This is a genomic window from Agromyces sp. C10, from assembly GCF_023217995.1.
Lineage (GTDB): Bacteria > Actinomycetota > Actinomycetes > Actinomycetales > Microbacteriaceae > Agromyces > Agromyces indicus.
Map to the genome: position 1 here is coordinate 104,175 of NZ_JALPSX010000011.1, position 12,050 is coordinate 116,224.

A 12,050-nucleotide genomic window follows, 5' to 3' on the forward strand; every position below is an offset into this window, starting at 1 on the left:
CCCCGTATAGGCGATACCCGAAGGGGTGGCGATTCAGCCCGGCGCGTCGGCGCCGTGCTCGCCGAGCGCTGCGGGCAACCCGCTGAGATCGAGGTCGACGCGGAAGGGCCGCGACGCGCCCTCGATGCGTGCCGGCACGCGCACGAAGCGCCGCTTCGCGCCCAACTCGTCGAGCCGGTCGCGCCACGTCGCCTCGGCGGACTCGGCGACGAACCCGGCATGGCGCGGCCGGCCGTCGCCGACGAGTTGCACGCCGATGCGGAACCGCGGCGAGAGCCACCGACGGGCGCGGGGCACGAGCACGGCATGCTGCTCGGGGCCGCCGTGCAGCCTCGCGAGGTCGATCGCGGCCTGGTGTCGCTGCACGTCGATCACGGGCACGACCGTGCGCAGGTCGCCGCGCGCGGACGGCGCATCGAGGAGGTCGAGACCGTCGAGGGTCGTGAGGTCGCCCATGGTGTCGGGGTCGCGCGTGCGGCGCTCGCGCAGCAGCACGGCGGCGAGCCACAGCCCGGCGAGCACGATCGCCGCCACGAGCGCCACGAACGCCGGCCCGGACTCCGGCCGGACGACCCCCGTGAGCACGAGCAGCACGACGAGGACGAGGAAGGGCAGCGGCTCCCAGCGGAGGGGGTGGACGTATCGGGGGGCGGACACCACGACAGGCTACCGGCGCACGTGCGGGCCGGCGTCCGCGGCATCCGTCACCGCAGTGCGTCGAGCCGCGACCCGATCTCCTCGAGCACGGCCTCGCTCCCGGCGTAGAGCCCGTGCTCGCGCGGCCGGTGGGCGACGACGTCGGTGAAGCCGAGCTCGCGGGCACGGCCGACGGCGTCCTCGAAGGCATCGACGCTCGCCATCGAGTAGCGCCGGTCGTCGTCGAGCGACAGGACGCGGTCGAGGTCGGCCGGGTCGCGTCCCTCGGCGGCGCACGCCTCGTCGAGTCGGGCGGCGAGGTCGGCCGTGCCGGCCCACCACGCGGCATCCGTCTCGGCCTGGGGACCCGTCGTCACCCACCCGGACCCGAAGCGCGCGGCGAGCCGCATCGACCGCGGCCCGTTCGCCGCCATCAGGAACGGCATGCGCGGCCACTGCGCCGGCTCGCCCACCATGCGCGCCGCGTCGGCCGAGAAGTGGTCGCCCCAGTACGAAATGCCCTCGCCGGATCCCCGCTCGAACCGGAGCAGCAGGTCGAGCGCCTCGGTGAACTCGCGGAACCGGTCGTACCGCTCGCGCGGGCTCAGCTCGCCCTGCCCGAGCACGCGCGCGTCGAAGCCCGTGCCGCCCGAACCCAGCCCGAGCACGAGGCGCCCGCCCGCGATCTGGTCGAGCGTCGCGACGTCCTTCGCGAACGGCACCGGGTGACGGTAGTTCGGGCTCGCCACGAACGTGCCGAGCCGGATGCGCTCGGTGACCATGGCGGCGGCGGTCAGGGTCGGGACGGTCGCATGCCACCGCTCCCCCGCGAGGCCGCGCCACGACAGGTGGTCGTAGGTCCAGGCGTGGTCGAAGCCGAGCCGCTCGGCGTCGCGCCAGAGCCGGGCCGCGTCGGGCCAGTCGTACTGGGGAAGGATGACGAGTCCGAAGCGCATGGCCGCAGCCTACGCGGGCTCGCCGACGCGGGCCGGACGCGGGCCGGCGGGCGGGTCCACGGGGGTGCCGTCGGGCATGGGCACGAGGTCGATGTCCAGCGCGACGGTCGCCACGGTCCGCTCGCGGCGCTCGAGGCGCACCAGCACGATGCCGCCGAGGATCAGGACGCCGCCGAGCACCTGGAGCGGCCCGAGCGACTCGCCGAGCAGCACCCAGCCGATGATCGCGGCGAAGATCACCTCGGACAAGCCGAGGAACGAGGACAGCCGCGAGCCCAGGAGGCGGATGGCGGCCACGCCCGCCGTATACGCGAACGCGGTCGAGACCGCGCCGACCGTGAGCAGCGGCACCCACCACGGCGCCGTGCCGCCGAGGAAGGACACGTCGGTGAAGGCGGCCTCCATCGGCATGATCCCCACGAGGCCGGAGAGGCCGAGCGCGACGGCACCGACCACGAAGCCCGCGGCGAGGAGCGCCACCGGCGGCAGCTGCTCGGTCGCGCGCTCGCCCACGGCGTAGTACACGCACACGCCGACCATCGCGATGCCCGCGAAGAGGAGGCCGAGCACGTCGAGGTCGCCGCCGCCCGGGCCGATGACGAGCACGAGACCGGCCATCGCGAGCACCGAGCCGCCGAGCACGATGAGCTGCGGCATCCGTCGCGTGCGCACCCAGGCGAAGAGCACCAGGGCGATCGGGGCGAGGTACTCGATGAGCAACGTCATCGACACCGGGATGCGCTCGAGCGATGCGTAGAAGGCGACCTGCACGGCGGCCACCGCGACGAGGCCGTAGAGCAGCACCGTCCACCGGGCGCGCCACAGCGGTCGCAGGTCGAAGCGCAGGGCGATGAGCGCGGGCACGGCGAGGAGCGCCGCGGCGATGGAGATGCGGGCGAGGACCGCCGCGCCGGGCGACCAGCCGCTCTCGAGGAGCGGCTTCACGAAGACGCCGCCGGCCCCGAACGCGAGGCCCGCGCCGAGTCCGAGCGCGATGCCGACGATGCCCCGTGATACGCGCACGAGCCCCCTCCTCCACAGATCGCCGGATCCGGCCACGTCAGGACCGAACACCGTTATGCTCGTGACGGTACTCGCACGGATGTCAGGAGTCAAATGATTTTCACCGCTGACACGTCCGCGGCCCTCGGATTCATGGCCGCGGTGGCCGACACCGTGCCCGGCGCGTCGGAATCCGGCGAGGACGAGCTCGCGACGACCGCGCAGCTGCGCACCCTCCTCGACGACTGGGGCTTCTCCGGACGACGCGACGGCGACCGCCGGGAACTCGACGAGGTGCGCGCCGTCCGCGACCGCCTGCGCGCGCTCTGGACCCTCGACCGCGACGACCTCGTCGACGCCGTCAACGGCATCCTCGAGGAGACGAACGCCACCCCGCGCCTCATGCGGCACGACGGCCTCGACTGGCACATCCACGCCGTCTCGCAGGAGTCGCCGCTCGCCGAGCGCATGCTCGTCGAAGGCGCCATGGCGCTCGTCGACGTGATCCGCGCCGACGAGACCCGGCGGCTCGCCCGTTGCGACGCCGACGACTGCACGGGCGTGTTCGTCGACCTGTCGAAGAACGCCTCCAAGCGCTACTGCAGCACCCGCTGCGGCAACCGGATGGCCGCCCGCGCCCACCGCGCGCGGACATGAGGATGCCGCGGGCAACCCCATGCCCGCGGCATCCGCTCGGTGCCGGCCCGACCGATCAGGCGGTCTGCCCGGCGTGCTCTCCCTCGGCGATCTCCTCGATCGCCTTGTCGATGAAGGCCGGCAGGTCGTCGGGATTCCGACTCGACACCAGGCCCTGGTCGACGACGACCTCCTCGTCGACCCAGTCGGCGCCCGCGTTGCGCAGGTCGGTCTGCAGCGACGGGTAGGACGTGAGCGTCCGCCCGCGGACCACGTCGGCCTCGACGAGCGTCCACGCGCCGTGGCAGATGACCGCGACGGGCTTGTGCTGCTCGAAGAAGGCGCGTGCGAACGCGACCGACGCGTCGTCCATGCGCAGGTGGTCGGCGTTGACGACGCCGCCCGGCAGCACGAGCGCGTCGTACCCGTCGGCCGACGCCTCCGTCACGAGGCGGTCGACGTCGAACGTGTCGCCCTTGTCGATGTGGTTCATGCCGAGCACCGTGCCCTCGGTGGGCGACACGAGGTCGACCTCGGCGCCGGCGCCCTTGATGGCGTTCCACGGCTCCGTCAGCTCGACCTGCTCGAACCCGTCGGTCACCAGGAAGGCGACCTTCTTCCCGTCGAGTCGTTCTGCCATGCGCTGTTCCCCCTTCGTCGTCGGACCCGGCCGACGCTACGGGGGGCGCTGTCGGCGCTCAACCGGGTTGACAGCCGAGGCGGCGCCATCCGCTCGTGCTCCCCGGCCCCGCGGGCCGCCCCGCACATGACGAAGGCCCCCGGCGGGCTCGGGATGAGCCGGCGGGGGGCCTTCGCAAGAAGTTCGCGGTGTCGTCGAGAGCCGCGCGGGAACTGCGCTTAGCGGCGCAGCCCGAGACGCTCGATCAGCGAGCGGTAGCGGTTGATGTCGACGTCGGCGAGGTAGCCGAGCAGACGACGACGCTGGCCCACGAGGAGCAGCAGGCCACGACGCGAGTGGTGGTCGTGCTTGTGCTCCTTGAGGTGCTCGGTGAGGTCCTTGATCCGCTTGGTGAGGATCGCGATCTGGACCTCGGGGGATCCAGTGTCACCGGGGTGCGTCGCGTACTCTTCGATGATCGCCTTCTTGGTATCTGCATCCAGTGCCATAGATGGGATCCCCTTCCTTCTCGTTGCGCGCTGCCCGGGGCCTTGTGCCTGGGCTCTCTTCATGCGCGGCCGGTTCACGGCAACCTCAATACTCTAGCAGAGCGGATGGCTCCCGCCCGACGTGGGCGGGCGTCCCCGGGTGCAGACTGGGCCCATGGGGTTCGCGATGAAGCGCGTGTACGAGCCGGCCGCGGCATCCGACGGCTACCGGGTCCTGGTCGACCGGCTCTGGCCACGCGGCATCTCGAAGGAGCGCGCCGAACTCGACGAGTGGGCCAAGGACGTCGCCCCCTCCCCCGAGCTGCGCGCCGAGTGGCACCGCGCGGACGGCGATCGGTTCGCCGAGTTCGCCGCGCGGTACCGCGCCGAACTCGACGACAACCTCGCCGCCGGAGCGCTCCTCGCGGCCGGGCGCGAGCGCGGGCGCGTCACCCTCCTGTTCGGCGCGCGAGACGAGCGCGTGAACCACGCCGCGGTGCTGCTCGGGTGGCTCGGCGACCGCGGGGCGGACCTGGAGGAGTGATGCCGGCGTGAGTGCGGCACGAGCACGTGACGTCGAACGGGACGGCACCCCGCCCCCCGCGGTCACCGCCGCCGTGCTCGCCGTCCTCGCCGTGCTCCTCGCCGCCTGGACGGTCGCGGCGGTGGCCGAGACCGCCGCGCGGGCGTCCACGGCGAGCACCCCGGTCCAGGCCGTCGTCGTGGACGAGCGCGTCGAGGAACGCGTGGTCGGCGACCGGCGCGGCAGCCGGCCCGCGCCGTTCCGCATCGTCGTCGTCGAGCTGCCCGAGGGCACGCGCGCCGACCTGCGGAGCGAGGACCTCGCGGTCGGCGCGGAGGTGACCGTGCACCGGGATGACGCGGGCCGCGTCTTCGCCCGGCCCCCGGCAGCCCCCGGGCTCCTCGAGTGGTCGCTGTGCACCGCGCTCGCCGCGTCGTCGGTCCTGCTCGCGGTCGCGTCGCTGCGGGCGGCGGTGCGAGCGCGCCGACCGTAGGACGCCGCGCGCCCTACCCGCCGGGCACGAACGGGAAGATCGCCGGCCAGCCGTTGTGCGCGTACACGATCACGGCGAACACGACCGCATCGAAGATGAGGTGCACGATGAGCACGTACGTGAGCGACTTGGTGAGCTTGAAGGTGTAGCCCTGGATGAGCGCGAACGGGATGGTGAGCAGCGGGCCCCAGGCCTGGTAGCCGAGCTCCCACAGGAACGACACGAACACGAGCGACTGCAGCAGGTTCGCCTGCCAGGCCGGGAAGTGCCGCTTCAGCAGGGTGAACACCGTGCAGATGAAGAACAGCTCGTCCCACGTGCCGACCGCGTTCACGCCGACGAACAGGCGCGCGATCTCGTTCGGCGTCTCGACGACCGGCCAGTTCGTGTAGACGCCGGAGGTGATGAAGTAGAACGGCAGGATGAGCCATCCGGCGAGCGTCACGAAGATGAGGTAGAGCCACTGGGTACGCGTCCAACGGCGGCCGGTGCGCCACGGGAAGCGGATGACGCGCTCGCGGTAGACGAAGCGCGAGATCACGTACGGCACGATGACGGCGAGCCCGAGCACCACCGCGAAGCGCACCATGGCGGCATCCGTCAACTCGGCCTTGAGCGACATCGTGGAGATGATGACCTGGCCGATCGCGATGAGGAGCAGGTCGGGCGCGAGGCGCTCGGTGCGGCCCGACCGGTCGACGAACCAGGCGATCACGAGCCCCGCCGCGAGCAGCGCGTAGCCGGGCAGCTTCTCCTGGAAGCCGAAGAGCGACACCGCGGCCACGCACACGAGGAAGGCCGGCACCAGTCCGATCGGATGCGTGCGCACGTCGGTCGGGGCGGGAGCGGTGGCGGTCACCCGACCAGCCTGCCATGCCGCGACCCGCGCGCCCGGGACTCGCAGGCGACTCGCGGTCCGGAGCACCGATGCTGTCGGCGGCGCGTGCGAGCATCGTCGCATGACCCGGATGCCGCCCTCCCCCCGCTCGCGCGACGCCCGACCGCGCGCGGGCATCGTGCCGCCGTGGCTGCTGCTGCGCGTCGCCGAGGCGACCGATCGGTTCGACGTGGCGGCGGATGCCGCGCAGCGCTCGCTCCGCCACGACGTGCCGTTGCGCGAGCTCCGCGCCGAGGGCGGGCATCCGTCGTTCGGGGCTCCGCCAGTGCCGCGCGAGCAGCCGTCGCTCCGGCCGGGCGCCGAACCGGAGCCGGACCGTCGCATCTCCGACGCCGGCGGTGCGCAGACCCTGCCCGGCCGCCTCGTGCGCCGCGAGGGCGAGCCCGCCACGGGCGACGAGGCCGTCGACCAGGCCTACGACGGCCTCGGCGAGACCTACCGCCTCTTCCAGCGCGTCTTCGGGCGCGACGCGATCGACGGCGCCGGCGCGCCCCTCGAGGCGACGGTGCACTTCGGCGACCGCTACGACAACGCCTTCTGGGACGGCGAGCGGATGGTGTTCGGCGACGGCGACGGCGAGGTGTTCCGCGGGTTCACCCAGTCGCTCAGCGTGATCGGGCACGAACTCGCGCACGGCGTCACCGAGACCACCGCGCGGCTCCGCTACCGCGACCAGTCGGGGGCGCTCAACGAGCACGTCTCCGACGTGTTCGGCGCACTCGTCGAGCAGTACGCGATGGGGCAGGATGCCGGGGCGGCGACGTGGCTCATCGGCGAGGGGGTCTTCACCGACCTCGTCGAGGGCCGCGCCCTGCGCTCGATGATCGAGCCGGGCACCGCGTACGACGACGACGTGCTCGGCCGTGATCCGCAGCCGGCGCACTTCCGCGATTACATCCGCACCAGCGACGACAACGGCGGCGTGCACCTGAACTCCGGCATCCCCAACCGGGCGTTCGCGCTCGCCGCGGTCGAGCTGGGCGGCTTCGCGTGGGAGCACGCCGGCCGGGTCTGGTACGACACCCTGACCGCAGGCACCCTGGGGCCCGACGACGGCTTCGCGGTGTTCGCCGCCGCCACGCTCGAGTCGGCGCGCGCCCGGTTCGGCGCGACCTCGGCCGAGGTGCGGGCGGTGGCGAGCGGATGGCGCACGGTCGGCCTCGACCCGGAGTAGCCGGCGACGGGGCCCGACCCGCGGAGTACCATCGGCCTCATGGAGGTCGAGGTCATCCGCAGCGGCGGCATCGCCGGGCTCCGCCTGACGTGGAAGGTGCACGTCGAGGACCAGCCCGACCCCGAGGAGTGGGAGCTGCTCATCGAGCGCCTGCCCTGGGGCGAGACGCCGCCCGCGCCGCCCGAGCCGGATCGGTACCAGTACCGCATCCGGTGCGAGCCGCACGAGGCGACGCTCGCCGAGCGCCAGGTCACCGGTCCGTGGCGCGACCTCGTCGAACGGGTGCGCGAGCGCGCCGAGCCCGAGCGGGGTCGCCCGCCGGCGCGCGACGCCTGATCCGGGCGGCGCCGGTCGGCCGGGAGCCGAACGCAGGCCGCCCGATCTCAGGTGCTGCGGAGTTCCCCGCGCACGATCGAGTCGCCCGAGTGGGCCGGGTCGCCGTCCACGGGCTCGGCGGAGACATCGACGAGCGTGTATTCGTCGAGGTCGATGCCCTCGGGCACCACGAACCGGCCGCTCGACCCGTCGAGCAGGCCCAGGCTCACCAGCCCGGAGGCGTCGGAGCGGATGAGCCACACCTCGCGGACCTCGCCGGCCGGGACCGTCGCGTCGAGGTCGACGACGACCGTCCTGGTGCCGTCGAGTTCCTCGACCGTGGCCGAGCCCACCGCGTCGTCCCATCCCGGGAAGGAGTCGAGCTCGGCGCTCGCGAGCACGACCGCCGGGTCGGGTCCGGTCGTCCCGCCGCCGGTCCCGCTGGCCCCGAGGAGCCAGCCGAGTCCGATGCCGGCGAGGATGCCGCCCGCCGCGGCGACCACCGCGATGGGCAGCCAGGCGCTCCGCCGGCGGGTGCCGTCCGGCCCGTCGGACGCGAGCGCCGGGCGACGCGACCGGCGCCGAGGCGCGACGTGACCCGACCCCTCCCCCGACGCGGGACCGGGCTCGCGGCCCGGCGCGGCCTCGGCGTCGGCCGATGCCGCTCGCGCGGCCTCCGGTGCCGGAGCCACCGCCACCGCAGCCGGCGCGCGACCGACAGTGGGGTCGGCGGCCAGCTCGGGCGCGAGGTCGAGTTCGGCGTGGATCGCCGCCCACACGGAGGACGGCGGCGCTTCGAACGCGTCATCCGGGGTGCCGCGCCCCAGCGCGACGGTCCGGACGAGCGTGTCGTACTCGGCGAGGCAGTCCGGGCAGGCGTCGAGGTGGGCTCGGACGGCTGCGTCGGGCTCGCGCCCGTCGAGGGCGAGCACGGCGAGCTCTTCAGGCTCGATGTGGTCCATCATCCACCTCCCATCGCGTGCGCAGCCTGGCGAGGCTGCGTCGGACATGGCTCTTCACGGTTCCGATCGGCAGGCCGAGGGTCTCGGCGATCTGCGAGTGGCTGAGCTCGTCGTAGAACGCGAGCTGCATCACCCGGCGCGGCACGGGCTCGAGCCGTTCGAGCTCCTCCGCGACCATGACGCGCTCCGCGAGGTCGTCGTCGACCGCCTCCGGCGCGGTCGACGCCTCGGCGACCAGCGAATCCTCGAGGCGGCGGGCCCGGGCACGGGCCTCGTGGGCGTCGGCGATGCGGTGCTTGGCGATGCCCACGAGCCAGGCGCTGAGGCTCGAGCGCGTCGCGTTGAACGTGTGCCGGCCCCGCCACGCGGAGATGTAGACCTGCTGCGTGACGTCCTCCGCGTCGGTCCGGTCGCCGAGCGACCGGAGCGCGAGCCGGAACACGAGCGGCGACCATCGCGCGTACGCCTCGCGCAGGGCGCGCTCCTCCCCGGCGGCGAACTCGTCGGCCAGGGCGCGATCGTCCAGCGTGTCGAAGGCGGTCGCGCTCACGGTTCGGCGTTCACCCCTTCTTCGGATCGGGAGGAGCCGCGCGTCGGCGGCGACCCGCGGCGGCGCCGCGATCGTCGCGTGCGGCGTCGGCATCAGCATATCCATCCTCCCTTTCGCTTCGGCGGAACGCGACCTCGCGGGTCAGCGCGGTGTGGCGGTGAGCACCAGGTTGCTGAGGTACGTGCGGTTGACGTAGTCGAACTCGCCTCCGCAGGTGATCAGCGTGAGCCTCGACGCGCCCGAGCGGTCGAACGCGGCGTCCCAGTCGACGACACCCTTCTCGATGACCTCGAGCGAGTCGACGCCGAACGAGTGCCGGGTGCCCGCGGCATCCGTCACGACCACGAGCGTGCCGGGTCGCGCGTCGCGGAGCTTCGCGAACGGGAGCACGGCGTACTCCAGCGAGTCGACGTGCGCCGCGATCACGGTGGACCCGCTGCCGCTCGCCGGCGCCGGGCCCCACTGGTACCAGGCGGCGACGGCCGGGTCGTCGAACAGGGCCATGTTCCCCTGCGCGTCGAGCCCGACGGGCCGGACGGCCATGTCGATGCCGAGGGCCGGCACCTCGATGCGGGTCGGGGCGGGGGGTTGCGCGCGCCGCTGCTCCTCGAGCGAGGCGGACTGGCGCGGGATCTCCGGCACGCTCGCGGGCGGTGCGGCCGCCGCGGGCCGGGAGGCCGGGTCCGCCCCGGGCGACGCGGTCGCCGACGGCGCGACGGTCGCGGCGCCGCCCCCCGACGGCGCCGCGACGCACCCGGCCAGGAGGCCGAGCGCGGCGGAGACCGCGACCAGGGACCCGATCACCCTGGCCGCGGCCTCCGTGCCCTTCATGCGGATCAGCGCTCCGCCTTCGCGGTGATCGCCTTGCGGGCCGCGGCTGCGGCGAGCGCGATCGCGGCGAGGATCGCCAGGCCGGCGGTCGCCCAGATGCCGAACTGCTGCTCGGGCGCGTTCGTCGCGACGAGGCCCGCGGAGCCGGCCGGGACGCCGTCGGGGCTCGAGTGCATGCCCGAGATCGTCTGGACGGCGAGGTCGAGGTTCTCGTCCTCGAGGCTGCCCCAGGCGTAGACGATGGTCAGCGTGCCCTCGGCGACGTCGACCGGTGCCGGGCCGAGGACCGGGTCGGTCGTGCCGGTCGCGGCCACCGAGGCCTCGACGGTGCCGGCGGGCAGGTTCAGCGTCTGCTCGTCCGGGTTCGCCAGGTTCGAGATCACGGCCTCGCCACCCGCCAGGATGTCCACGGGCGGCGCGGCGGCCACGTGGCGCACGGTGAGGCGACCCTCGCCCGCGGCGATGTCGGACACGTCGTTCGTGAACAGGTTCGCGGTCGGCGCGCCGTCGGCGTCGAGGTGGGCGACGGCGGTGTAGTTGCCGCCCGCCTCGAGCGGCAGGTCGATCGGCCCCAGGACCGGCTCGGACGCGTCGGTCGAGTCCGGGGCGGCGAGCACCACGGAGTACGTGCCGGCGGGCAGCTCGAGCGGACCGGCCAGGTCACCCGGCTGGAAGTCGTCGAGCGTGAGCTCGTCGTTGACGTAGACGTCGACGGGCGTGTCCGGGATGCCGTGCAGCACGGAGAGCATGGCGTTCTGCTCGGATGCGGTTGCCGGGGCGACGGCACCGAACGCGACGAGCGCTCCGGCACCGATGCCGGCGATGAGGATCTTCTTCATGATTCCCTCTCAGGTCAGCCCCGCGGGGCGGAGCGGCGTTTCTTGCCTTCACCACCTACTTCCGGCCACGCCCCCCGATCGGATGCACCTGAATGGAAAAACTTCGCCGAACATGACGAAGGCCGGCGGACCCGAGGGTCCGCCGGCCGTGAACGCCGTGGTCGTCGGCTCAGCTGACGCCGAGCAGGTCGATCACGAAGATGAGGGTCTTGCCGGAGAGCTGGTGCCCACCGCCGGCGGGACCGTAGGCCTTCTGCGGCGGCACGATGAGCTGGCGACGTCCGCCGACCTTCATGCCGGGGATGCCCTCCTGCCAGCCGGCGATGAGCGCCTGGAGGGGGAAGTTGATGGACTGCCCGCGGCTCCACGAGGAGTCGAACTCCTCGCCCGAGTCGTACTCGACGCCCAGGTAGTGCACGTCGACCGTCGAGCCGGGCGCCGCCTCGGGGCCGTCGCCCACGACGATGTCCTCGATGACCAGGTCCTCGGGGGCCGGGCCCTGGGGAGCGTCGACCTCGGGCTTGCTGTTCGTATCAGTCATCCCCCCATCAAAACGGATGCCGCGGGCCGGGGCAATCCGGGACGCCCGTCCGCGGGGGTCTTGCGCCACGGGCGAACATCTTGCAGTCTGAAGCCCTCAAGGACTCGTCGCCCCGTCGAGATGTCGGCATTGCCACATCCACAGGGCGACGAGTTCTTCCGTTCCGGGATCACTCCTCCATGAGGCGCGAGCGGATGAGGAACCGCACCCCCTCGGGCGCCTCGAGCGAGAAGCCGCTCCCCCGGCCGGGAACGACGTCGACCGTCAGGTGCGTGTGCCGCCAGTACGTGAACTGCTCGGCCGACATCCAGAACGGCACGACCCGGCCGGATCCGAGATCGAGTTCCCCGAGCAGCACGTCGGCGGCGCTCTTCGCGAACTCGCCCGCCGGGTAGCACATCGGGGCGCTGCCGTCGCAGCATCCGCCGGACTGGTGGAACATGAGCGGGCCGTGGGCGGCCCAGAGCGTCGCGAGCAGGACGCTCGCCGCGGGCGTGAGCTCCACCCGCGGCGAGACGTCGCCCTCGATCGTCACGGACGCGACCACGCGGCCCGCGAGTTCGTCGATCGACATGGCTCGTGGCATC

The 12,050-nt window shown here is 73.3% G+C and carries 17 protein-coding genes; 5 read left to right on the top strand and 12 right to left on the bottom strand.

Features of this window, described 5'->3' with window-relative positions:
- Positions 1–33: 33 nt before the first annotated feature.
- Genes M1L56_RS13395 through M1L56_RS13405 form a run of 3 tightly spaced genes read right to left on the bottom strand, consistent with a single transcriptional unit; the run spans position 34 to position 2,615 of the window.
- Positions 34–657, bottom strand: a complete 624-nt coding sequence (locus M1L56_RS13395; protein WP_248599606.1) for a hypothetical protein — start codon at positions 655–657, stop codon at positions 34–36.
- Positions 658–704: 47 nt separating this feature from the next.
- A complete protein-coding gene (locus M1L56_RS13400) occupies positions 705–1,592 on the bottom strand; it encodes an LLM class flavin-dependent oxidoreductase (protein ID WP_248599607.1) in 888 nt (295 codons plus the stop codon).
- Positions 1,593–1,601: 9 nt separating this feature from the next.
- Entirely contained in the window at positions 1,602–2,615 is a 1,014-nt protein-coding gene (locus M1L56_RS13405; RefSeq protein ID WP_248599608.1) for a DMT family transporter, read from the bottom strand.
- A 93-nt stretch (positions 2,616–2,708) separates the two neighbouring features.
- Here M1L56_RS13405 and M1L56_RS13410 point away from each other — a divergent pair, with 93 nt between their 5' ends.
- On the top strand, positions 2,709–3,251 hold the full coding sequence (locus M1L56_RS13410; RefSeq protein WP_248599609.1) for a CGNR zinc finger domain-containing protein: 543 nt from the start codon (positions 2,709–2,711) through the stop codon (positions 3,249–3,251).
- A 55-nt stretch (positions 3,252–3,306) separates the two neighbouring features.
- Here the strand turns inward: M1L56_RS13410 and M1L56_RS13415 are convergent, their stop codons facing one another.
- Together M1L56_RS13415 and rpsO are read right to left on the bottom strand one after the other, a co-directional pair.
- Complete coding sequence (locus M1L56_RS13415) at positions 3,307–3,870, bottom strand: type 1 glutamine amidotransferase domain-containing protein (RefSeq protein ID WP_067946680.1); 564 nt, start codon at positions 3,868–3,870, stop codon at positions 3,307–3,309.
- 218 nt (positions 3,871–4,088) lie between these two features.
- The gene (gene rpsO, locus M1L56_RS13420) at positions 4,089–4,358 is read right to left on the bottom strand and encodes a 30S ribosomal protein S15 (protein ID WP_067946678.1); all 270 of its coding nucleotides are present in this window, start codon (positions 4,356–4,358) and stop codon (positions 4,089–4,091) included.
- A 154-nt stretch (positions 4,359–4,512) separates the two neighbouring features.
- On the opposite strand from rpsO, the gene M1L56_RS13425 reads away from it, so the two are divergent.
- Together M1L56_RS13425 and M1L56_RS13430 are read left to right on the top strand one after the other, a co-directional pair.
- Complete coding sequence (locus M1L56_RS13425) at positions 4,513–4,881, top strand: DUF488 domain-containing protein (RefSeq protein WP_248599610.1); 369 nt, start codon at positions 4,513–4,515, stop codon at positions 4,879–4,881.
- Between the two features lie 7 nt (positions 4,882–4,888).
- Complete coding sequence (locus M1L56_RS13430) at positions 4,889–5,353, top strand: hypothetical protein (protein ID WP_248599611.1); 465 nt, start codon at positions 4,889–4,891, stop codon at positions 5,351–5,353.
- Between the two features lie 13 nt (positions 5,354–5,366).
- Here the strand turns inward: M1L56_RS13430 and M1L56_RS13435 are convergent, their stop codons facing one another.
- Positions 5,367–6,212: a CPBP family intramembrane glutamic endopeptidase gene (locus M1L56_RS13435; RefSeq protein WP_248599612.1), complete on the bottom strand. Its 846-nt coding sequence runs from the start codon at positions 6,210–6,212 to the stop codon at positions 5,367–5,369.
- Between the two features lie 100 nt (positions 6,213–6,312).
- Between M1L56_RS13435 and M1L56_RS13440 the strand changes: the two genes are divergently transcribed.
- Positions 6,313–7,425 carry a M4 family metallopeptidase gene (locus M1L56_RS13440; protein ID WP_248599613.1) on the top strand — a complete coding sequence of 371 codons (1,113 nt, stop codon included), beginning with the start codon at positions 6,313–6,315 and terminating at the stop codon, positions 7,423–7,425.
- A 39-nt stretch (positions 7,426–7,464) separates the two neighbouring features.
- Entirely contained in the window at positions 7,465–7,761 is a 297-nt protein-coding gene (locus M1L56_RS13445) for a protealysin inhibitor emfourin (protein ID WP_067946673.1), read from the top strand.
- Positions 7,762–7,808: 47 nt separating this feature from the next.
- Here the strand turns inward: M1L56_RS13445 and M1L56_RS13450 are convergent, their stop codons facing one another.
- The 6 genes from M1L56_RS13450 to M1L56_RS13475 all read right to left on the bottom strand — a co-directional run bounded on the left by M1L56_RS13450 (position 7,809) and on the right by M1L56_RS13475 (position 12,049).
- On the bottom strand, positions 7,809–8,705 hold the full coding sequence (locus M1L56_RS13450; protein WP_248599614.1) for an anti-sigma factor: 897 nt from the start codon (positions 8,703–8,705) through the stop codon (positions 7,809–7,811).
- A complete protein-coding gene (locus M1L56_RS13455) occupies positions 8,683–9,345 on the bottom strand; it encodes an RNA polymerase sigma factor (RefSeq protein ID WP_248599615.1) in 663 nt (220 codons plus the stop codon). The genes M1L56_RS13450 and M1L56_RS13455 overlap by 23 nt, the downstream gene beginning before the upstream one ends.
- 48 nt (positions 9,346–9,393) lie before the next feature.
- Entirely contained in the window at positions 9,394–10,083 is a 690-nt protein-coding gene (locus M1L56_RS13460; protein WP_248599616.1) for a class F sortase, read from the bottom strand.
- A 5-nt stretch (positions 10,084–10,088) separates the two neighbouring features.
- The gene (locus M1L56_RS13465; protein WP_248599617.1) at positions 10,089–10,922 is read right to left on the bottom strand and encodes a DUF4397 domain-containing protein; all 834 of its coding nucleotides are present in this window, start codon (positions 10,920–10,922) and stop codon (positions 10,089–10,091) included.
- Between the two features lie 169 nt (positions 10,923–11,091).
- Positions 11,092–11,463, bottom strand: coding sequence for an FKBP-type peptidyl-prolyl cis-trans isomerase (locus M1L56_RS13470; protein WP_067946666.1), 372 nt, complete (start codon positions 11,461–11,463; stop codon positions 11,092–11,094).
- A gap of 169 nt (positions 11,464–11,632) precedes the next feature.
- A complete protein-coding gene (locus M1L56_RS13475) occupies positions 11,633–12,049 on the bottom strand; it encodes a DUF779 domain-containing protein (RefSeq protein WP_248599618.1) in 417 nt (138 codons plus the stop codon).
- Position 12,050 lies beyond the last annotated feature (1 nt).